Here is a 21,330-nt window from a genome sequence, read left to right as displayed (position 1 = left end):
ATACTCACTTACTTTCAACTAATTCATCTTCTAATATTTCTTCCTCAATTTTTTGTGGCTTTAAGATCAATGTTGCCATAGGTGGAACCTTAATTTTTATACTATATTTCTCCTTATGCCATCCTTGTGAACTAGCTGTAATCACTTCATCCATAACTTGTCCTGAACCACCATAACTGCTAGCGTCACTATTAAACAACTCATAATATTCACCTAAATATGGAACTCCAACCTTAAAATCATAATACACCTTAGGAGTAAAATTACATATCACTATTAAAGTATCTTTTTTATCTTCACCCATTCTGCAGTATATAAATATGCTTTGATCTTTATTATCTGCATCAATCCATTTAAAACCATCGTGCTCATAATCTAGCTGCCATAAAGCCTTTTCAGTTTTATATAAATTATTTAAATCCTTATAAAAGTCCTGAGTTTGCTTATGTCTCGGAAATTCATCTATAAGTTTCCACTCAAGCTGCTCATAACTTCTCCATTCTATGAATTGAGCAAATTCATTCCCCATAAAGGTAGTTTTTTTACCTGGATGAGTCATCATAAAACCTAAAAACGCTCTTAGTCCAGAGAACTTATTCCAATAATCTCCCCACATTTTATCTATTAAAGATTTCTTTCCATGTACAACCTCATCATGAGATATTGGAAGAATAAAGTTTTCTGTATAATGATACATCATAGCAAAATTAATAAGATTATGATGATACTTTCTATATATAGGATCGATCTCAACATATTTTAATACATCATTCATCCAACCCATATTCCACTTAAAGTTAAACCCTAATCCACCCATCTCCACAGGTTTAGTTACCATTGGCCATGTTGTTGATTCTTCAGCAATCATTAAAATATTAGAAAACTCTTTAAATACTGCTGTATTTAATTCTTTAATAAATTCTGCTGCTTCTAGGTTTTCACGTCCTCCATATTTATTAGGACTCCACTCTCCTTTTTCTCTTCCATAATCTAAATATAATATATTAGCAACTGCATCGACTCTCAATCCATCTATATGGAATTCTCTGAGCCAATACAATGCATTTGATATTAAAAAGCTCTTAACCTCCGGCCTTCCTAAATCAAAATTCGCAGCTCCCCAGCCCTTATTTTCTTGTTTACTTAGCTCTTCATATTCATAGGTAACAGAGCCATCATACTTATATAAACCATGATTATCTTTACAAAAATGTCCTGGTACCCAGTCTAAAATAACCCCTATTCCTTCATTATGTAGAGCGTTTATAAGCTCCTTGAATTCATCTCTTGTCCCATACCTACTAGTAACGGAATAATATCCAACTACCTGATATCCCCAAGAATCATCTAGAGGATGTTCCATTATTGGCATCAATTCTACATGCGTGTAACCCATACTTTTCACGTATTCTGGTAACCTTTTTGCTAGTTCTAAATAAGATAGAAATTCTCCATTCTCATCAGTTCTCCATGACCCAAGATGAAGTTCATATATATTTACTGGACTTTTATAAATATCAGTTTTATTTCTTGAATTTATCCACTTTCTATCTTTCCATCTATATTTTAAATCTCTCGTTATAATAGATGCGGTATTAGGTCTTAATTCACTATATATTGAATATGGGTCTGATTTTAATATAATTTTATTTTGTTCAGTAGTTATAGCATATTTATAAACCTGACCTTCTTTCATACTAGGGATAAAAGAACTCCATAAACCAGACTTTGTTATCCTCTCTAATGAATATTCCTCAAGAACTTCCCAATTATTAAAGTCTCCTACTACATTTATTGCTTTTGCCTTAGGTGCCCATGTTGTAAAACGAACCCCTCTTTTTCTTTTCTCAGTAATAAGATGAGCTCCCATAAATTTATATGCATTATAATGACTGCCATTGTGAAATAGATATGTATCATACTCTGATATATTTTTAATATCTATTATTTCTGTCTTTTCATCCTCTACTCTATCTTTAAGTTCAACCATATTCTCAACCCCTTGAAATCTTAATAATGTAATTATAACATAATTTTCCATTAATTCTATAGTATTGATATTTTTTATAAGTTACATAATTTAAAACCTTTCCATAATCCATTTAGATATAAAACAAAAAGTCGCCTTAAGCGACTTTTAAAATTTATTAAATCTATTCATCTTTTTTATCTTCTAATTTTATTTGTTTCTCTAGTTCGTCAATCTCTTCGTCTATTTTGTTTGTATTTTTACCCGCTAAAATTAATTCTCTTTTTTTCAATTTCAATTCTACTAGTTTTTCTTTCAGCTCTTGTATTTTTGACATAGAAACACTCCCCATCTTCCACTCTCTTTTTCCCAATAATTTTATATAATTAACAAGTAAAAAAATACTATACTTATATAATATGTTTTTTTAAGTTCGATGCCAATTTACATTAACCCCTTAAACGTATTCAAGTCATCCTATTTATACATTTATATAAATTTTTTATTTAATTATATACAGAAACAATACCCTAAAATTTTTCTAATATAACTCTTATTTTAAAGTATAGTTCCTTTCATTTCAATATAATTAATAAAATATATGTCATTCCTAATATTTACTTTAATTTTATCTTGCATATATAAGCTTTCATTAACTCTATAAATACACTTAAAATTATAGTTATTACTAAAAATCCATATCCAAAATCTACTCTAAATGATGTATTTACTTTTCTATAATTATAAACCATAAGCCATCCATCTCCTAGGGATTTCTGATATATATCCTGTAACTCGTATCCCCTGCCTTTTATAATTATTATGAAAATTAGAAAAATAAATATTAAAATAAAATATTTAATAATGTTTATAAATCTTTTCACCTTCAAAAAATTCATCACCTTTAATTAATCCTTATGTAATATATGAAAAAGCTAAAAAAATAATGCTTATTTTTAATTATATCTTGCTTCAAAAGATTTAAATATGATCACAAAAAAACTACTGTTACAATAGAAAATGTTATTTAGAAATAAGTTAAAACAAAAAAGACACATGCTTAACATGTGTCTTTTTTGGTGGAGATAAAGAGATTCGAACTCTTGACCCCCTGCGTGCAAGGCAGGTGCTCTCCCAACTGAGCTATACCCCCAGAAATGGTGGACCTTCAGGGACTCGAACCCCGGACCTACCGGTTATGAGCCGGTTGCTCTAACCAACTGAGCTAAAGATCCATAAATTATTTGGCGACTTCCTACTCTCCCACACAGTCTCCCATGCAGTACCATCGGCGTAATAAAGCTTAACGATCCTGTTCGGAATGGGAAGGGGTGTTACCTTTATGCCATTATCACCAAATATATTATGAAAGAATTTTGTTCTTTCAAAATTGCACGTAAGTTCATTTAATAATATATATTCCAGTTAACTTATTGGTCAAGCCCTCGATCTATTAGTATGAGTCAGCTAAATATGTTACCACACTTACACCCCTCACCTATCAACCTTGTGTTCTTCAAGGGATCTTACTAGATTACTCTATGGGAAATCTTATCTTGAGGTGGGCTTCACGCTTAGATGCCTTCAGCGTTTATCCCTTCCCGACTTAGCTACCCAGCTATGCTCCTGGCGGAACAACTGGTACACCAGAGGTCAGTCCATCCCGGTCCTCTCGTACTAAGGACAGCTCCTCTCAAATTTCCTACGCCCGCGACGGATAGGGACCGAACTGTCTCACGACGTTCTGAACCCAGCTCGCGTGCCGCTTTAATGGGCGAACAGCCCAACCCTTGGGACCTACTTCAGCCCCAGGATGCGACGAGCCGACATCGAGGTGCCAAACCTCCCCGTCGATGTGGACTCTTGGGGGAGATCAGCCTGTTATCCCCGAGGTAGCTTTTATCCGTTGAGCGATGGCCCTCCCACGAGGTACCACCGGATCACTAAGTCCGACTTTCGTCCCTGCTCCACTTGTAGGTGTCGCAGTCAGGCTCCCTTCTGCCTTTGCACTCTTCGAAGGATTTCCGACCCTTCTGAGGGAACCTTTGAGCGCCTCCGTTACTTTTTCGGAGGCGACCGCCCCAGTCAAACTGCCCATCTAACAATGTCCTGTCACCAGTTTCATGGTGTCCAGTTAGAATTCCAGTACTATCAGGGTGGTATCCCAAGGTTGACTCCACTAAAGCTGACGCCCTAGTTTCCCAGTCTCCCACCTATCCTGTACAGACAATACCGAAACTCAATGCTAAACTACAGTAAAGCTCTACGGGGTCTTTCCGTCCAATCGCGGGTAGCAAGCATCTTCACTTGCACTACAACTTCGCCGGATTTGCAGTTGAGACAGTGCCCAAATCATTACGCCATTCGTGCGGGTCGGAACTTACCCGACAAGGAATTTCGCTACCTTAGGACCGTTATAGTTACGGCCGCCGTTTACTGGGGCTTAAGTTCACACCTTCGCTTGCGCTAAGTGTTCCCCTTAACCTTCCAGCACCGGGCAGGCGTCAGCCCCTATACATCAGCTTTCGCTTTAGCAGAGACCTGTGTTTTTGCTAAACAGTTGCTTGGGCCTATTCTCTGCGACCTACTCTCGTAGGCACCCCTTCTCCCGAAGTTACGGGGTCAATTTGCCGAGTTCCTTAACTGCAATTCTTCCGCCGGCCTTAGGATTCTCTCCTCACCTACCTGTGTCGGTTTGCGGTACGGGCACTACTTTTCTCCCTAGACGCTTTTCTTGGCAGCGTGGAATCATGTACTTCATCCATAAATGGACTTCCCCATCACACCTCAGAATTGTTAAAACGGATTTTCCTGTCTTAACTCCCTAAGTGCTTAGACTAGCATCCAATAGCTAGCACACACTATCCTCCTGCGTCACGCCATCGGTAATAACGATGGTAGTGGTATAGGAATATCAACCTATTGTCCATCACCTACGCCTTTCGGCCTCGGCTTAGGTCCCGACTAACCCTCAGCGGACGAGCCTTCCTGAGGAAACCTTAGGTTTTCGGCCTGTGAGATTCTCACTCACATCTCGCTACTAATGCCAACATTCTCACTCGTAAACAGTCCACCGCTCCTTTCGGTACGACTTCTGCCCGTTTACGACGCTCCTCTACCGCTTACATTACTGTAAGCCCGTAGCTTCGGTGGTAAGTTTGAGCCCCGAACATCTTCGGCGCAGGATCTCTCGACTAGTGAGCTATTACGCACTCTTTTAATGAGTGGCTGCTTCTAAGCCAACATCCTAGTTGTCTTCGAAATCCCACATCCTTTTCCACTTAACTTACACTTTGGGACCTTAGCTGACGATCTGGGCTGTTTCCCTTTTGACTACGGATCTTATCATTCGCAGTCTGACTGCCGAACTAATAGTATATGGCATTCGGAGTTTGATAAGGTTCGGTAAGCGATATGCCCCCTAGCCCATTCAGTGCTCTACCTCCATTACTCATATTCGACGCTAGCCCTAAAGCTATTTCGAGGAGAACCAGCTATCTCCGAGTTCGATTGGAATTTCTCCGCTATCCACAGCTCATCCCATGGTTTTTCAACACCAACGTGGTTCGGTCCTCCACGAGATTTTACTCTCGCTTCAACCTGGCCATGGATAGGTCACCCGGTTTCGGGTCCACGACATGCAACTTTGTGCCCTATTAAGACTCGGTTTCCCTTCGGCTCCGTACCTTAAGTACTTAACCTCGCTACATATCGTGACTCGTTGGCTCGTTCTACAAAAAGCACGTCATCACACATATAAAGTGCTATGACCGGTTGTGGGCATACGGTTTCAGGTTCTATTTCACTCCCCTCCCGGGGTTCTTTTCACCTTTCCCTCACGGTACTTCTTCACTATCGGTCATCGGGTAGTATTTAGCCTTGGGAGGTGGTCCTCCCTGCTTCCCACAAGGTTTCACGTGTCTCGTGGTACTCTGGATCAGAACTTACTATTTCGCGTTTTCATCTACAGGACTATTACCTTATGCGGTGGAACTTTCCAGTTCTCTTCGATTAACGTAATTTAGCTTTTATGTTCTGTCCGCAACCCCAGAAATAAATTTCTGGTTTGGGCTCTTTCCCTTTCGCTCGCCGCTACTTAGGAAATCGATTTTTCTTTCTCTTCCTTCAGGTACTTAGATGTTTCAGTTCCCTGAGTTTACCCTCCATAAGCTATGTATTCACTTATGGATACATGGGGTTTCCCATGTGAGTTTCCTCATTCGGACATCTCTGGATCACAGGCTATTTGCGCCTACCCAGAGCTTTTCGCAGCTTATCGCGTCCTTCTTCGGCTCCCGATGCCAAGGCATTCACCATACGCCCTTTATATCTTGACCTATGTCATTCTATAAAAGAATTTGATTAATTAATTGCCAACTGGCTTTATTATATATTACTTTACTTACTTATGTGCAATTTTCAAAGAACATTGAACAACTTATGGTCGTTCAAAATTAAACAGAGGAAAACGTAAATCTTTGTCAATTATATTGACTGAATTTTATACTTAAATTCTACTAAGTTGTAGTTTTAAGTAATTTCTCCATAGAAAGGAGGTGATCCAGCCGCAGGTTCTCCTACGGCTACCTTGTTACGACTTCACCCCAATCGCTGACCCTACCTTCGGCCGCGCCCTCCTAAAAGGTTAGGCTACGGACTTCGGGTATTGCCAACTCTCATGGTGTGACGGGCGGTGTGTACAAGGCCCGGGAACGTATTCACCGCGACATTCTGATTCGCGATTACTAGCAACTCCAGCTTCATGCAGGCGAGTTTCAGCCTGCAATCCGAACTGAGACGAGTTTTATAAGTTTTGCTCCACCTCGCGGCTTTGCGTCTCTTTGTACTCGCCATTGTAGCACGTGTGTAGCCCTAGACATAAGGGGCATGATGATTTGACGTCATCCCCACCTTCCTCCGCGTTAACCACGGCAGTCTTGCTAGAGTGCTCAACTAAATGGTAGCAACTAACAATAAGGGTTGCGCTCGTTGCGGGACTTAACCCAACATCTCACGACACGAGCTGACGACAACCATGCACCACCTGTCTTCCTGTCCTCCCCGAAGGGAGAACTTCCTCGATTAAGAGTAATTCAGGAGATGTCAAGTCTAGGTAAGGTTCTTCGCGTTGCTTCGAATTAAACCACATGCTCCGCTGCTTGTGCGGGCCCCCGTCAATTCCTTTGAGTTTTAATCTTGCGACCGTACTCCCCAGGCGGGGTACTTATTGTGTTAACGGCGGCACAGGGGGAGTCGATACCCCCTACACCTAGTACCCATCGTTTACGGCGTGGACTACCAGGGTATCTAATCCTGTTTGCTCCCCACGCTTTCGAGCCTCAGCGTCAGTTATTGTCCAGAAAGTCGCCTTCGCCACTGGTGTTCTTCCTAATCTCTACGCATTTCACCGCTACACTAGGAATTCCACTTTCCTCTCCAACACTCTAGACACCCAGTTTGGAATGCAGCACCCAAGTTAAGCCCAGGTATTTCACATCCCACTTAAGTATCCGCCTACGCTCCCTTTACGCCCAGTAAATCCGGACAACGCTTGCCACCTACGTATTACCGCGGCTGCTGGCACGTAGTTAGCCGTGGCTTCCTCCTCAGGTACCGTCATTATCGTCCCTGAAGACAGAGCTTTACAACCCGAAGGCCTTCATCACTCACGCGGCGTTGCTGCATCAGGGTTTCCCCCATTGTGCAATATTCCCCACTGCTGCCTCCCGTAGGAGTCTGGGCCGTGTCTCAGTCCCAATGTGGCCGATCACCCTCTCAGGTCGGCTACGCATCGTCGCCTTGGTGAGCCGTTACCTCACCAACTAGCTAATGCGCCGCGGGCCCATCTGATAGCGGATTACTCCTTTGGTCATTTGAAGATGCCTTCATTTGACTTTATGCGGTATTAATCTCCCTTTCGGGAGGCTATCCCCCTCTATCAGGCAGGTTGCCCACGTGTTACTCACCCGTCCGCCGCTAGGAAATTACCGAAGCAATTTCCTCGCTCGACTTGCATGTGTTAAGCACGCCGCCAGCGTTCGTCCTGAGCCAGGATCAAACTCTCAATTTAAGTGTCACACTGATGTGCACAAATTTTAGTTTAATCTTACTCTAAGAATTACGTTGACTTTAAGTAGTTGCTTCAGGTTTTACACTTGTTGCAATTACTTACTCACAACTTTCGTTGTGTAAGTTTTATTCAAAACTTCTTAAGTTTCCTCTGTTTAATTTTCAAAGACCATTTTTCTTGTTTTTTCGCTACTCTCTCGCAGCGACAATAATTATATTATCATAGCCCAAAATCAATGTCAACACCTTTTATTAAAAAATTATGTAATAATATTATTTTTATTCTCATACATCTATATAAAAGGACTTCTCACTATTTTAATGATGAGTTTCATTCCTTATTATCCTGACTTTAAAAGGAGAAGTGCTTATATGAAAATTAATAAAAAAGAGCTATTTCTTTGGGAACTATTAGGGGCTGTATTTATAAGCGTATGCGGAATAACATTGCATTTTACTTATGAACTATCTAACTACAATTTTATTGTTGGATTATTTAGTTCTATAAACGAAAGTTTATGGGAGAGTATAAAACCTTACTTTTTTTCAATTGTATTTTTTTCTTGTATAGAATATTTTTCTTTCAGCTCTAGCCTTAGTAATTTTTTCACAGCAAAAGTTACTTCAGTTATATTTCTTAGCGCATTTATATTATTTATATTAAATTACACTCAAAGCTTTTTGGGTGGAGCAAATTTCTTACTAAATATAATTACGTATGTACTGGGATGTATTGTGGCTCAAATTATTTCTTTTAGAATTCTGATTCTTAACAAGCATTATGCATTAGCAAATTTGATAAGTTTAGTATTTTTAATATCACTAACTATATTATTTTTTGCTTTTACGTTAAATCCACCAAACTGCAACTTATTTAAATCTCTCAATAAACCAACATTTTATAAATTCATAACCCCTGAGATTATGGCTTAGGCTATAGTCTCTATTTTTTTATAGAAACTGCTGATCAATAATACAGCCTAGGTAAGATATTACCTAGGCTGTATTATTGATTAAAATTTTTGTACGTTTATAGCTTGTGGGCCTTTTTCTTTTTCAACTATATCAAATGAAACTGACTCCCCCTCATGAAGTTCTTGTATTCCATTACCCTCTTTTATTTGAGAGTGATGAACAAACACATCATTTCCTTCATTTGCTGAAATAAATCCATATCCTTTTTGGGTGTCGTACCATTTAACAACTCCAGTAATCATAAATCTAAAACCTCCAGAAATATATTTCACTAGATAATTTACCCACTTATTTTATCTTTATCCTCATCTATATCACTTTTCTCTTCAGTTTTCTTTTTAAATATACCTCTAGATTTTTCAACTATCCCTAATCCTGCTTTAATTATAGTTTCTTTAGGTAGTTGATCTCTTTGATAATTGGCTATTGTTATTATAGGTTCTAGTAAGTACATGGTGTCAATATACCCCTGTTTCATTCTCTTCCTTATTCCCGATGAAGAAAAATCTAGTATTTCTGCAAGATCCCCGTCTGCCATATCTCTTGGATATATCTCTATTATTCTAGCTCTAGGAAATTTATATCTATTAACTAATGAATCTTTACTTAAATGAACTATTATTATGATATCAAGTCCTTCTCCATACAATGGTTGAACTGGAACATTATCTGCCATCCCACCATCCAGATACTTAAACTCCTCTACTTCCTTACTTTCATATATCATAGGAATAGCCGAGGTTGCTAAAAGTATATTTTTTATAGCTTCATCATTATAATCATTTAATTTAAAGTACCTTGGGCTTAAATCAGGTACAGCACTACATGTAGCATAACAACTTCTCTTATCTAAACGAATCTTTTCAATATCCACATATTGATTCATTATTTCTATAAGACCACTTCTAGATATGTTTCCTTGCTCTAATGTAGTTGGTAAGTACTTTTTTACGAAATTCAGGTTTCTATTTCCTAAAGTTATAAATATTCCCCTCTTAAGTAAATCTATATTTCCTGTTGGTAGAATCTTATCCTTTGAAATACTTAGCCATACTTTTTCAGCTATCTCTATATCACCTTGGAGATACATAACTGCATTTAGTGCTCCTATAGATGTTCCTGATACTCCTTTTACGTATTTATCTATCCCTAACTCTTTTAACGCTTTCCATGCGCCTATTTGATAAGAGCCTCTAGCTCCTCCCCCTGCAAATACCAATCCTAATTTCATGTGTCTCCTCCTCTCTTTTGAAACTTATTTCTTACTTATAATTATAGCCACTTTTATCACTCTTCTACTATTTATATATGAAATATATTTATTTTTGATAAAAAACCTATTTCCTTTTCTAGCATGTTTTTCTTTTTAACTTTTTAAATGTTTTTCTTTTTAAATGTTTAAGCATTTAACTTTTTATTAAACATAATAATTGAAGGAATTTGATGGAGCTTGAAAAGAAGCTCCTACAGAGAAATAGGTGCATAATTTAAAAAATAATGACTTTAATGAAGATTAAGGAACACCTTCTACAGGGCATAGGTTAAAAACAACAAAGAGCCGCAGCACAAAGCTACAGCCCCTTATTGTTCATTTAGTATAGTGTACATGTAATATTTTCTTGGCTTTACTACTACCTTTTTCTCCTAGGTAGTCCTCATATAGTTTTAGTATTGCTTCATTTTCATGGGATTTCCTGCTTTTGTGATTTAAATCATCCTTATATATGGCTTCCATTCTCTTCTTAAGAATGTTTCTGTCTCCTTTTATATAAGGTTGTCCTCCTCCGCCTATACATCCTCCTGGGCAGGCCATAACTTCTATGAATTGGTATTTTGAGTTTCCAGCATTTATATCTTTCATTACTTTTTCAGCATTTTTAAGGGAGTTTACAACAGCTATATTTATTTCTTTCCCATCTATGTTAACGGTAGCTTCCTTTACGCCTTGAATTCCTCTTACTTCATTAAAGTTTACATTTTCTAAAGTTTCTTTGGTAATCCATTCATATGCACTTCTAAGGGCTGCCTCCATAACGCCTCCACTGCTTCCAAATATAACGCCTGCTCCTGAACTTACGCCTAGGGGATTATCAAACTCACCATCTTTTATATTTCTTATATCTAATCCAGCTTCTTTTATCATTGTAGCTAATTCTCTAGTTGTAATAACTAAATCTACATCTTTCATGTCATCTATCATCATTTCTTCTCTATCTGCCTCATTCTTTTTAGCAACACAAGGCATTACAGATACAACAACTATATCTTCTGGATTTATATTAAGCATCTCTGCTAAATAAGTTTTAGTTACTGCTCCTAGCATTTGATGTGGAGATTTACAAGTGGATATTAAATTCATATTTTCCTTAAATTTTATTTCTGCAAACTTTACCCAAGCTGGACAGCAACTTGTTATTAGTGGTAGGTTTTCATTTTTCTCTAATCTATGAATAAACTCATTTGCCTCTTCCATTATAGTTAAATCAGCTGCAAAATTAGTATCAAACACCTTATCAAAACCTAAAGCTTTTAATGCCCCAACCATCTTAGATGTGGTTATAGTTCCTGGTTCCAAATTGAATTCTTCTCCAAGGGCTACTCTTACTGCCGGTGCTGTCTGCACTACTACGTATTTTTCTTTATTATCTAACATCTCCCAAACCTTTGGATAAGTTTGAACTTCTGTTAATGCACCTACAGGACATGCTGCTATACATTGTCCACAGAAAGTACAGTTAGACTCAGTTAAGGGCTCATCAAAGAAGGTTGATACTACGGAGTCAAATCCTCTACCTATTGTTGTAAGCAGATTAACTCTTTGAACATCGTTACAGGCTGTAACGCACCTTCTGCATAATATACATTTAGACATATCTCTAACTATTGCAGGTGAGGTTAAATCTAGTTTATGCATAGATATCTCACCTTTATATCTTATCTTTCTTATACCCATGTCTGCTGCTAATTTTTGAAGCTCACAGTTAGCATTTTTAACACATTCAAGGCAATCAGTTGGGTGATCTGATAATAGTAACTCAATCATCATTTTTCTAGCATTTAATGCCCTTGGGGAATTGGTTCTAACTACCATCCCATCTGAAACCTCAGTGCAGCATGCTGGGACTAATTTTTTTCTATTTTCCAGTTCAACCATACATACTCTACAGGTACCTTTACAATTTTTTGTTTCACCATCTTGCATAACCATATGGCATAATGTAGGTATTGTTATATCTAATTCTTTAGCAGCATCTAGAAGCATTGTGCCTTTTTCTACTTCTACGCTTTTATCATTAAGAATAATTTTTACTTTATCCATAATACTTCCCCCTATACCATTATTACTGCTTTAACTGGACATTCATTAAAGCAAGTTCCACATTTTATGCACTTATCTACATCTATTTCATGTTTTTCTTTAACCTTACCCTTAATACAATGTACAGGACAATTTCTAGCGCACTTAGTACAACCAATACAATTATCTTCTATTGTATAAGTAAGCAAGTTTTTACAAACCTTAGATGCACATTTTTTATTAACTATATGATCCATATATTCATTAGTGAAATAATTCATAGTACTTAAAACTGGGTTTGGAGCTGATTGTCCAAGTCCACATAAGGATGTATCTTGAATGATTTCTGATAAATCTCTTAATGCACTTAGGTCATCTCTACTGCCTTTACCATCAGTTATTCTATTTAGTATTTCTAGTAATCTTTTATTACCTACTCTACAAGGTGTACATTTACCACAGGACTCATCCACTATAAATTCCATATAGAACTTTGCAATGTCTACCATGCAGTTATCTTCATCCATTACAATCATTCCACCAGAACCCATCATTGAACCTATTTCTAATAAAGTTTCATATTCAATAGGCGTGTCAATTAAAGATGCAGGTATACATCCACCAGATGGACCACCGCTCTGTACTGCTTTTAGAGCTTTTCCATCTTTTATTCCTCCACCTATTTCATATATTATCTCCCTTAATGTTATCCCCATAGGAACTTCAACAAGTCCTACATTATTAATCTTTCCAGCTAAAGCGAAAACTTTAGTTCCTGTAGATTTAGGGGTTCCTATAGATGCGTACCATGAGCCTCCATTATTTATAATAGGAGCTATGTTTGAAAATGTCTCAACATTATTTACACAGGTCGGTTTTAACCACAATCCTTTTTCTGAAGTTCTAGGGGGTTTCATGGTAGGTTCCCCTCTCATTCCTTCTATAGAATGTATTAAAGCAGTAGCCTCTCCACATACAAAGGCTCCAGCTCCATATTTTATTTCAATATCGAAGTTAAAGTTACTTCCTAATATATTTTCTCCTAATAGCCCTGCATTTTTTGCTTGTGAAATAGCAATCTTTAATCTATGAACAGCTAAAGGATATTCAGCCCTTATATATACAAATCCCTTGCTTGATCCTATAGAATATCCGCATATAGCCATTGCTTCTATTACACTGTGTGGATCACCTTCTAATATAGCTCTATCCATAAATGCGCCAGGATCACCTTCATCAGCATTACAAATTACGTATTTTGTATCATTATTAGCTCTTTTTGTTGCTTCCCACTTCCTGCCTGTAGGGAAACCTCCGCCTCCTCTACCTCTAAGCCCTGATATTTTAACCTCATTAATAACTTCATCTTGAGTCATTTCTGATACAGCTTTTCCTAGTGCTTGATATCCTCCGCTAGCTATGACTTCTTCAATGTTTTCAGGGTCTATTATCCCGCAGTTTCTTAGTGCTATTCTATTTTGTTTTTTATAAAATGGCATTTCCTCCTGAGACAATAACTTTATTTTTGTTTCTGGATCTTCATACAATAATCTTTGAACTATATTCCCTTCTAATAGATGACTAAAAACTATTTCCTGAACATCTTTTTCCGTTACCTGAGTATAAAATATATTGTCTGGTTGTATATGCATAATTGGGCCTCTAGCACAGAATCCAAAACATCCTGTAGCTATGACCTTAACACTATCTTTAAGACCAAGTTTCTCTATATTTTCATTAAGTGCATTTATTATTTCATCTGAGCCAGATGATTTACAGCCTGTCCCTCCGCAAACCATTATGTTTCTTTCTTTTACTAATTCAGTTCTCATTCCTCTTGATTTTCTTAAGTTTAATTTATGTGCGTATTTATTTTTTAAATCAATTAACTCACTATAATTGTTTATGATCTCCATCTTTATCAAACTCCTCACAACTCTTTAGAATGTTTATTACTTCTGATTTAGAAAAGTGTCCATATACCTTATTGTTAATAGATACTACAGGAGCTATTCCACATGCACCAACACATCTTAAGGTATCTAGTGTAAAAAGACCATCCTCGGTAGTTTCGCCTTCCTTAATAGACAGCTGGGATTTAAATTCTTGAAGTATATCTCCCGCACCTCTAACAAAACATGCTGTTCCTGTGCATACGCTTACAACAAATTTCCCTTTAGGTTTTGTTGAGAAGTAAGAGTAAAATGTAACAACTCCATAAACTTGTGATGGCGGAATACCTAACCTTTTTGCAATAAATACTTGAGTTTCTTCACTGACATAACCATATAATTCTTGGGCTTTATGAAGTACAGGTATTAGGGCAGCTTCATCGTTATTTTGTGTTTCAATAAATCTGTCCAGATCTTTGAATTTAGAACTTGTCTTACAATCACACATATTGTTTCTTCCTTTCATTATTTAATGCTAATAATTTAACAATGATATCTTAATTTTACACCCTCTTCCATATGTATACAATATAAATTGTTAGAATATTATCAATATTTAGAATAGACAATATTTTCTGTTTTTCGCGCATAAAAAAAGCCAAGAGCTTTATTATTAGCTCTTGGCTATGAGATATTATTTATTTCTGTTATGTCCTATATAATCCATTATTATTAACGCTGTATCTTCTATAGCTCTTTGTGTAACATCTATAGTTTTGCAACCAACTTTTCGCATTATTTTATCGGCAAATTCAAATTCCTCTAAAACTCTTGCGTCCCCTGCATATTCTATACTAGAGGATATTCGATGGAATTTATCTAATCTTCTTTTTCTTATTTCAATAAGCTGAAGTGGATTTATAGTTAATCCAAAAACCTTTTTCTTATCTACTTGATAAAGCTCATCTGGTACACCTACTTCTGGAACTAGTGGTATGTTTATAGCTTTTATACCCTTGTTTGCTAAGTACATACATAAAGGAGTTTTTGAGGTTCTTGATAAACCTAGTAAAACAACATCTGCATTTTTTAGCCCTCTATAATCCTTACTATCATCATATTGCATCGCAAATTCCATAGCTTCAATTCTCTTGAAATATACCTCATCAGTTTTCCACATAGCTCCTGGATTGTAGTCTGGTAAAGTATTAATTATATTGGACGCTACATTTATTATAGGGCCTAATACATTTATTATATTAATGTTTTTCTCTACACATTTTTGAGTCAAAAATTCTCTTACATTTACTGTTATAACTGTAGATATGACCATACATTGATCGCAACAAGCATCTATAGTTTTTATAACATCATCTACATCCTCTAATGTCTTTACATATGGTATTCTCTTAACTTCAACTTTTTCTTTAAACTGACTTGCTGCTGCATTTGCTACTTGTGCTGCAGTTTCACCTATAGAATCCGATATTGCATACATTGTTAACATATTTAAGCACTCCTTTTATACCCTATATTATTCCTATATAATCCTATAATATCTCAATTTTCTGAAAATTTCTACCTAAAATCCTTTAACTGTTTTAATATATCCATTTATAGATTTATGATATAATATCATAAGATATAAATGGGAGGATTTTTTATGAAAAAAGAAAAACTTGTAGCAATAGGTGTCTTGCCTGTAATGTGGCTTGCCTATTTTTTATTCGAATTAGTAACTGGAAGATTAACCGATTCCTATAGTATTATTATGAATCTTCTTATAACTATATTATTCGCTTTAACAGGTTATATAATATATAAAATAGGTATAAACCACCAAAATGGCTTTTCAGTTAAAGTCCTTTGGATAATATTCGGAATAATATTTTTAATTGATCAAGGTCTCAAACTTATCATTAAACTATATTTTTTCCACAAAGAATTTACTATTATAAAAGACTTTCTATACTTTTCACCTATAATTAATACTGAAGGTTCTTGGTTAAATGCACGTTTTGGTGCTGGTGTAAGTTTTAATATATTAATAGCTCTTAATGTTTTAGCCCTACTTTTTTTCATCGAGATTTATAGATATTATAATTTCAAAGGAAATAAAGATTTTTGGGGTGATATGTGTTTTGTTTTCTTAATAGCAGGATGCTTATGTTCCTTAATAGATAAGGTATTCTATGGAGGAAGTTTAGACTTTATAGGTATTAGTAATTTATTTATAGCTGATTTTAAAGATATCTATATAAATCTATCAATATTATTTTTATTTTTAGGTATGTACATAAATGGATATTTGACCAGCGAAGAAGATAGTACTATGAAAGAAGATATTGAGGGAGTAAAGGATTTTTTTGTTTTTATTTTAAAAGATTTGAGATTAGTTAAGTAATATTTTAAGATAATTAGGAAATAATTTCATATATACGACATGAAAGGAAGTATATTATGAACAATATAAATTATAAAAGAATTCCTTCTCATATTGGAATTATTCCTGATGGAAATAGACGCTGGGCTCAAAGTAATAATAAAGAAAAACATGAAGGTTATGAGTTTGGTATTGAACCTGGTATTAAATTATATGATACTTGCTTAAGTTTAGGTGTTAAAGAATTAACCTTTTATGGATTTACAACTGATAATACCAAAAGACCATCTTCTCAAACCAAAGCTTTTCAAAAAGCATGTGTAGATGCGGTATTTTCTCTAATTAATAAAGATGCCAATATATTAGTTGTTGGAAATAGTGATTCACCAGTTTTCCCTAAAGAATTGCTTCCTTATGCTAATAAGCGTGTTAATTTTGGAAAGGGACTTATTAATGTAAACTTCCTTATTAATTATGGTTGGAATTGGGATCTAAACTATTGCCTAACAGATAAAAGTAGAGGTAAAAAAACTTCAGAGATACTAAACTCCTTAGCTTCATCTGAAATATCTAGAATTGATTTAATTATAAGATGGGGTGGCAGAAGGAGACTTAGTGGATTTCTTCCTATTCAATCTGTTTATTCTGATTTTTATATAATAAATGACTATTGGCCTAATTTTAAAACTGATCATATATATGATGCATTAAATTGGTATGATACTCAAGATATAACCTTAGGTGGTTAAAATAATAAGGATGATGCAAAACTAATTTTTATTAATTCTGCATCATCCTTATAATCTATATCTATTTTCTAAAGTAATTCTTTTATCTTTCCTTCTAAGCTTAATGGAGTTGTAGTTGGTGCATATCTGTCAATAACATTACCATCTTTATCTATTAGAAACTTAGTAAAGTTCCACTTAATACTTTTTCCTAATATCCCACCAGTTTGTTCTTTTAAGTACTTAAATACTGGATGAGTATTTTCTCCATTAACATCAACCTTTTCAAATACATCAAAGGTTACTCCATAGTTTATTTCGCAAAAGTTCTTTATTTCTTCGTTACTACCTGGCTCTTGTTTTCCAAATTGATTGCAAGGAAATGCCAAAACTTTTAGCCCTTGATCTTTATATTTTTTATGCAGTTCTTCTAGTTCTTTATATTGAGGTGTAAACCCACATTTACTTGCAGTATTAGCTATTAATAACACCTCACCCTTAAACTCTTCAAAATCTCTCTCTTTTCCCATTGAATCTACAGCTTTAAAATCATATATATTCATCCTAACCAACCTCTCTTTATAAAATTAAATTGTGTACAATTAAATTTTATAACTTTTGTATTTCAATGTCAATAAAAAAATAAAACCAGAATGATATCATTCTGACTTTATTATTTCTAACTTATATTAATCTATTCAACTATTACCGCAGTTCCAGAAACTGTTACCATTAACATACCTGAACTAGCTCCTAAAACCTCATAATCTACATCAATTCCTATAACTGCATTTGCTCCCATTGAAGCAGCTCTTCTCTTTAGCTCTTCCATAGCTTCTCTTCTAGCATTTATAAGCTCATCTTCATATGTTTTAGATCTTCCACCTACTAAATCTCTTATTCCTGCCATAAAGTCTTTTACAAAGTTTACTCCAGTGATTACTTCTCCAAATGTTACTCCCAAATACTCTTTTACTACTTTTCCCTCAATATTATTAGTTGTTGTTACTATCATAATACCCTCCTATAATTTCAAATAACTCATAAAGAGTTATTTATTACTCTTATTAATGTTATTATATCATCATTAATTTCATTGTCAATATCTTTCTATAAGTATATGTAATTTATTATTTTATATAATAAAAAGACATCCTTACGAATGCCTTTTAATATACCTAATCTAAAAATTCTTAGCTACTGCAACAACATCTGCTTTTGCTTTATCAAATATTTCTTCTGCTCTATCAGGGTTTTGAGCAATCCCTTCAACGTGGAACACACTAACATCTTCTATACCTACAAAGTTTGATACAACTTTAATATAGTTTGAACCATGCTCAAGGTTTTCTATTGGTGTCTCAGAGAACTTAGTTCCACTAGCTTGAATGTTCAATAATTTTTTACCTTTTAATAAACCTACAGGTCCATTTTCAGTATATTTAAATGTTTTACCTGCTATACATATAGCATCTATATATGCCTTAACCATTGGTGGTATTGAGAAATTCCATAATGGTGTTACAAATACATATTTATCTGCTTCCATAAACTGATCAACTATTTCACCTAATCTTATTATTTTATTTTTTTGACTTTCTGATAGACTTTCAAAAACTTCCCCTTTAGCTAAATAGTCCCATGCATTAAACACTTCTTTATCTAACATTGGTATATTATCTTCATATAAATCAATCTCTATGATTTCATCTTCTGGGTTAACCCCTTTATACTCATTTAAAAATATCTTTCCTACTTGTAATGACTTTGATTTTTCCTCTAATTGTGCATTTCCTTTAATATATAATACTTTACTCATTTCTATCTCCTTTATAAATATAATTGATAATTATTTTCACTTACTTTATGTAAGTATATTATCAAATTTCACATGCTTTTGTCAAGTAATAAAAAAAAGAAATGCACTGTAAAATTTTACAATGCATTTCTTTTTTAGTTATTAGAATAATTTAATCCCCATATGATTCCGTTTATGTCAGTAACTACGGCATGATAAGCTCCCCAGAAAGTTTTTTGTAATTCAAACTTTACAGATCCCTTATTTTTCAATAGTGCGTATATTTTATTTATTTCTTCTTCATTTTCTAATTCAAGCAATATATTTACGTTTTTACTATCGTGTTCTTCACTTAATATATCAACTAAATATATTATGCAGTTTTCATTAATATGTAACTCAGAATGAATGATTTTACCCTCTTTACCTTTAAACATAGGGTTTCCGTCAGCTAATTGAACATTTTTTATTTCTCCACCAAAGATCTCTTTGTAATACTCTAATGCCTCTTTGCAGTTATCTACAAAAATTTCTGGAATAATATTTTTCATTTTTTTAGCTCCTTTGCCATATCAAATTACTTAATTATATATTAACAAAGCTCGTCCTATTTATCAATAATTCATCATTTATTTACATAATCAATAAAAATATGCTGCATTATTTAATCTTTTATTGAGTTTATTTTTATATAACTTAAAAAAGAGAGAGATCTAATTATAAAATTTAGATTTCTCTCTTTACTTATTATTCTGCTAAATAGCTATCTACTTCTTTAGCTACAGCTCTACCTTCATTTATAGCCCATACTACTAAGGACTGACCTCTTCTTGAGTCTCCAGCTGCAAAAACTTTATCTACATTTGTTCTAAAGTTTCCATAACCTGCTTTAACATTAGTTCTTGCGTCTAGTTCAACTCCGAAAGCATTTGAAACATAGTCTTGAGTTCCTAAGAATCCCATTGCTAATAATACTAGTTCAGCTTTCCATACCTTTTCGCTACCTGGTACTTCTACAGGAACAAAAGCACCTTTATCATTTTTTTCCCATTTAACATCTACAGTGTTAACCTTTGTCAGATTACCTTCGCTATCGCCTTCAAAACTCTTAACATTTATAGCATATTTTCTAGGATCTTCTCCATATTTTGCTTCAAATTCTTGTTGACCGTAATCAACTTTAAGAATTCTTGGCCATTGTGGCCATGGATTATTATCAGCTCTTTCTAAAGGTGGTTTATTCATAATTTCAAATTGTACAAGAGATTTACAGCCATGTCTTAATGAAGTTCCCACACAGTCTGTTCCAGTATCTCCACCACCAATGACTATTACGTTTTTGTCTTTAGCTGAAATAAAGTTTCCATCGCTTAAGTTAGAATCTAATAAGCTCTTAGTGTTAGCTCTTAAGAAGTCTACCGCAAAATGTACACCATTAAGCTCTCTTCCTGGAGCTTTTAAATCTCTTGGATTTGAAGCACCTGTAGCTAGAACTACAGCATCAAAATTATTTAGAATATCTTCTGTTCTATAGTCATCTCCTACATTTGCATTAGTTACAAACTCTACTCCTTCTTCCTTCATCAAGTTAACTCTTCTATCTATAACAGATTTATCAAGCTTCATGTTTGGAATTCCATACATAAGAAGTCCACCTATTCTATCGTGTCTTTCAAACACAACTACATTGTGTCCTCTCTTATTTAAGGAGTCAGCTGTTGCAAGTCCTGCTGGACCTGAACCTATTACAGCTACTTTTTTACCACTTCTTACTTTTGGAGGTTCTGGTTTTATTAAACCCTCCTCAAATGCTCTATCAATAATTGATCTTTCATTTTCCTTTATTGCAATAGCAGGTCCGTTTATACCTGCTGTACATGCAGCTTCACATGGAGCTGGACATACTCTTCCTGTAAATTCAGGAAAGTTATTTGTTTTTAAAAGACGTTTAAGTGCTAATTTCCATTTACCTCTATAAATAAGGTCATTCCACTCAGGTATAAGATTATTTATAGGACATCCTGAAACCATACCATTTATCAATATTCCTGATTGACAAAATGGTATACCGCAATCCATACATCTTGCGCCTTGCTTTTCTTGTTGTTCCTTAGGTAGGAGTTTATGAAATTCTTCGAAGCCTTCCAACCTTTCTATAGGATCAATGTTTTTACCTTCTTCTCTTTCAAATTCTAAAAATCCTGTTGGTTTTCCCATA

At 35.0% G+C, this 21,330-nt stretch carries 17 protein-coding genes, 2 tRNA genes and 3 rRNA genes; 3 read left to right on the top strand and 19 right to left on the bottom strand.

Annotation, left to right across the window (positions count from 1 at the left end):
• Window positions 1-4 precede the first annotated feature (4 nt).
• From glgB to P8F83_RS19805, 8 genes are all read right to left on the bottom strand, one after another.
• On the bottom strand, window positions 5-2,041 hold the full coding sequence (gene glgB, locus P8F83_RS19840) for a 1,4-alpha-glucan branching protein GlgB (RefSeq protein WP_420022600.1): 2,037 nt from the start codon (window positions 2,039-2,041) through the stop codon (window positions 5-7).
• A gap of 112 nt (window positions 2,042-2,153) precedes the next feature.
• Window positions 2,154-2,306 (bottom strand): hypothetical protein, encoded by a 153-nt coding sequence (locus P8F83_RS19835; RefSeq protein WP_175550948.1) that lies wholly within the window; start codon window positions 2,304-2,306, stop codon window positions 2,154-2,156.
• A gap of 280 nt (window positions 2,307-2,586) precedes the next feature.
• Complete coding sequence (locus P8F83_RS19830; RefSeq protein WP_073022855.1) at window positions 2,587-2,859, bottom strand: hypothetical protein; 273 nt, start codon at window positions 2,857-2,859, stop codon at window positions 2,587-2,589.
• Window positions 2,860-3,046: 187 nt separating this feature from the next.
• Window positions 3,047-3,122 (bottom strand) — tRNA-Ala (locus P8F83_RS19825).
• 5 nt (window positions 3,123-3,127) lie between these two features.
• Window positions 3,128-3,204 (bottom strand) — tRNA-Ile (locus P8F83_RS19820).
• Between the two features lie 7 nt (window positions 3,205-3,211).
• A 5S ribosomal RNA gene (rrf, locus tag P8F83_RS19815) occupies window positions 3,212-3,328 on the bottom strand.
• A 74-nt stretch (window positions 3,329-3,402) separates the two neighbouring features.
• Window positions 3,403-6,306, bottom strand: a 23S ribosomal RNA gene (locus P8F83_RS19810).
• A 212-nt stretch (window positions 6,307-6,518) separates the two neighbouring features.
• Window positions 6,519-8,039 (bottom strand): 16S ribosomal RNA (locus P8F83_RS19805).
• Together the 16S, 23S and 5S rRNA genes with 2 tRNA genes alongside form the textbook arrangement of a ribosomal RNA operon.
• 371 nt (window positions 8,040-8,410) lie before the next feature.
• Between P8F83_RS19805 and P8F83_RS19800 the strand changes: the two genes are divergently transcribed.
• The gene (locus P8F83_RS19800) at window positions 8,411-8,971 is read left to right on the top strand and encodes a DUF6512 family protein (RefSeq protein WP_326512382.1); all 561 of its coding nucleotides are present in this window, start codon (window positions 8,411-8,413) and stop codon (window positions 8,969-8,971) included.
• Window positions 8,972-9,051: 80 nt separating this feature from the next.
• On the opposite strand, the gene P8F83_RS19795 is transcribed toward P8F83_RS19800, so the two are convergent.
• From P8F83_RS19795 to P8F83_RS19770, 6 genes are all read right to left on the bottom strand, one after another.
• Window positions 9,052-9,255, bottom strand: coding sequence for a cold-shock protein (locus P8F83_RS19795; protein ID WP_326512381.1), 204 nt, complete (start codon window positions 9,253-9,255; stop codon window positions 9,052-9,054).
• A 38-nt stretch (window positions 9,256-9,293) separates the two neighbouring features.
• Window positions 9,294-10,244, bottom strand: a complete 951-nt coding sequence (locus tag P8F83_RS19790) for a patatin-like phospholipase family protein (protein WP_326512380.1) — start codon at window positions 10,242-10,244, stop codon at window positions 9,294-9,296.
• A 357-nt stretch (window positions 10,245-10,601) separates the two neighbouring features.
• Window positions 10,602-12,332 carry an NADH-dependent [FeFe] hydrogenase, group A6 gene (locus P8F83_RS19785; RefSeq protein WP_326512379.1) on the bottom strand — a complete coding sequence of 577 codons (1,731 nt, stop codon included), beginning with the start codon at window positions 12,330-12,332 and terminating at the stop codon, window positions 10,602-10,604.
• An 11-nt stretch (window positions 12,333-12,343) separates the two neighbouring features.
• Window positions 12,344-14,143 carry an NADH-ubiquinone oxidoreductase-F iron-sulfur binding region domain-containing protein gene (locus P8F83_RS19780; protein ID WP_420022626.1) on the bottom strand — a complete coding sequence of 600 codons (1,800 nt, stop codon included), beginning with the start codon at window positions 14,141-14,143 and terminating at the stop codon, window positions 12,344-12,346.
• Window positions 14,144-14,204: 61 nt separating this feature from the next.
• Complete coding sequence (locus tag P8F83_RS19775; RefSeq protein ID WP_073022708.1) at window positions 14,205-14,711, bottom strand: NADH-quinone oxidoreductase subunit NuoE family protein; 507 nt, start codon at window positions 14,709-14,711, stop codon at window positions 14,205-14,207.
• A gap of 186 nt (window positions 14,712-14,897) precedes the next feature.
• Window positions 14,898-15,710, bottom strand: a complete 813-nt coding sequence (locus P8F83_RS19770; RefSeq protein WP_073022707.1) for a pyruvate, water dikinase regulatory protein — start codon at window positions 15,708-15,710, stop codon at window positions 14,898-14,900.
• Window positions 15,711-15,866: 156 nt separating this feature from the next.
• On the opposite strand from P8F83_RS19770, the gene P8F83_RS19765 reads away from it, so the two are divergent.
• Window positions 15,867-16,607, top strand: coding sequence for a signal peptidase II (locus P8F83_RS19765; protein WP_326512378.1), 741 nt, complete (start codon window positions 15,867-15,869; stop codon window positions 16,605-16,607).
• Between the two features lie 56 nt (window positions 16,608-16,663).
• A complete protein-coding gene (locus tag P8F83_RS19760) occupies window positions 16,664-17,335 on the top strand; it encodes an undecaprenyl diphosphate synthase family protein (RefSeq protein WP_315113830.1) in 672 nt (223 codons plus the stop codon).
• Window positions 17,336-17,403: 68 nt separating this feature from the next.
• On the opposite strand, the gene P8F83_RS19755 is transcribed toward P8F83_RS19760, so the two are convergent.
• The 5 genes from P8F83_RS19755 to P8F83_RS19735 form a co-directional block, all read right to left on the bottom strand.
• Window positions 17,404-17,877 (bottom strand): glutathione peroxidase, encoded by a 474-nt coding sequence (locus P8F83_RS19755; RefSeq protein WP_315113833.1) that lies wholly within the window; start codon window positions 17,875-17,877, stop codon window positions 17,404-17,406.
• A gap of 131 nt (window positions 17,878-18,008) precedes the next feature.
• The gene (locus P8F83_RS19750) at window positions 18,009-18,329 is read right to left on the bottom strand and encodes a heavy metal-binding domain-containing protein (protein WP_021803823.1); all 321 of its coding nucleotides are present in this window, start codon (window positions 18,327-18,329) and stop codon (window positions 18,009-18,011) included.
• Between the two features lie 168 nt (window positions 18,330-18,497).
• Window positions 18,498-19,133 (bottom strand): FMN-dependent NADH-azoreductase, encoded by a 636-nt coding sequence (locus P8F83_RS19745; RefSeq protein WP_326512377.1) that lies wholly within the window; start codon window positions 19,131-19,133, stop codon window positions 18,498-18,500.
• A gap of 134 nt (window positions 19,134-19,267) precedes the next feature.
• Window positions 19,268-19,663, bottom strand: a complete 396-nt coding sequence (locus tag P8F83_RS19740; RefSeq protein WP_238907263.1) for a VOC family protein — start codon at window positions 19,661-19,663, stop codon at window positions 19,268-19,270.
• 196 nt (window positions 19,664-19,859) lie between these two features.
• Entirely contained in the window at window positions 19,860-21,329 is a 1,470-nt protein-coding gene (locus tag P8F83_RS19735) for a glutamate synthase subunit beta (RefSeq protein ID WP_326512376.1), read from the bottom strand.
• Window position 21,330 lies beyond the last annotated feature (1 nt).

It is taken from the genome of Clostridium intestinale, from assembly GCF_035905475.1.
Taxonomy (GTDB): Bacteria; Bacillota; Clostridia; order Clostridiales; family Clostridiaceae; genus Clostridium_T; species Clostridium_T intestinale.
Note: the sequence above shows the minus strand (reverse complement) of the source record. Positions and strands in the feature narration are given on the sequence as shown.

What these genes read in the sequence shown, in the direction of transcription:
- glgB (WP_420022600.1), bottom strand. Translation starts at nt 2,041, where the DNA reads ATGGAAAATTATGTTATAATTACATTATTAAGATTTCAAGGGGTTGAG.
- P8F83_RS19835 (WP_175550948.1), bottom strand. Translation starts at nt 2,306, where the DNA reads ATGTCAAAAATACAAGAGCTGAAAGAAAAACTAGTAGAATTGAAATTG.
- P8F83_RS19800 (WP_326512382.1), top strand. Translation starts at nt 8,411, where the DNA reads ATGAAAATTAATAAAAAAGAGCTATTTCTTTGGGAACTATTAGGGGCT.
- P8F83_RS19795 (WP_326512381.1), bottom strand. Translation starts at nt 9,255, where the DNA reads ATGATTACTGGAGTTGTTAAATGGTACGACACCCAAAAAGGATATGGA.
- P8F83_RS19790 (WP_326512380.1), bottom strand. Translation starts at nt 10,244, where the DNA reads ATGAAATTAGGATTGGTATTTGCAGGGGGAGGAGCTAGAGGCTCTTAT.
- P8F83_RS19785 (WP_326512379.1), bottom strand. Translation starts at nt 12,332, where the DNA reads ATGGATAAAGTAAAAATTATTCTTAATGATAAAAGCGTAGAAGTAGAA.
- P8F83_RS19780 (WP_420022626.1), bottom strand. Translation starts at nt 14,143, where the DNA reads ATGAGAACTGAATTAGTAAAAGAAAGAAACATAATGGTTTGCGGAGGG.
- P8F83_RS19775 (WP_073022708.1), bottom strand. Translation starts at nt 14,711, where the DNA reads ATGTGTGATTGTAAGACAAGTTCTAAATTCAAAGATCTGGACAGATTT.
- P8F83_RS19770 (WP_073022707.1), bottom strand. Translation starts at nt 15,710, where the DNA reads ATGTTAACAATGTATGCAATATCGGATTCTATAGGTGAAACTGCAGCA.
- P8F83_RS19765 (WP_326512378.1), top strand. Translation starts at nt 15,867, where the DNA reads ATGAAAAAAGAAAAACTTGTAGCAATAGGTGTCTTGCCTGTAATGTGG.
- P8F83_RS19760 (WP_315113830.1), top strand. Translation starts at nt 16,664, where the DNA reads ATGAACAATATAAATTATAAAAGAATTCCTTCTCATATTGGAATTATT.
- P8F83_RS19755 (WP_315113833.1), bottom strand. Translation starts at nt 17,877, where the DNA reads ATGAATATATATGATTTTAAAGCTGTAGATTCAATGGGAAAAGAGAGA.
- P8F83_RS19750 (WP_021803823.1), bottom strand. Translation starts at nt 18,329, where the DNA reads ATGATAGTAACAACAACTAATAATATTGAGGGAAAAGTAGTAAAAGAG.
- P8F83_RS19745 (WP_326512377.1), bottom strand. Translation starts at nt 19,133, where the DNA reads ATGAGTAAAGTATTATATATTAAAGGAAATGCACAATTAGAGGAAAAA.
- P8F83_RS19740 (WP_238907263.1), bottom strand. Translation starts at nt 19,663, where the DNA reads ATGAAAAATATTATTCCAGAAATTTTTGTAGATAACTGCAAAGAGGCA.
- P8F83_RS19735 (WP_326512376.1), bottom strand. Translation starts at nt 21,329, where the DNA reads ATGGGAAAACCAACAGGATTTTTAGAATTTGAAAGAGAAGAAGGTAAA.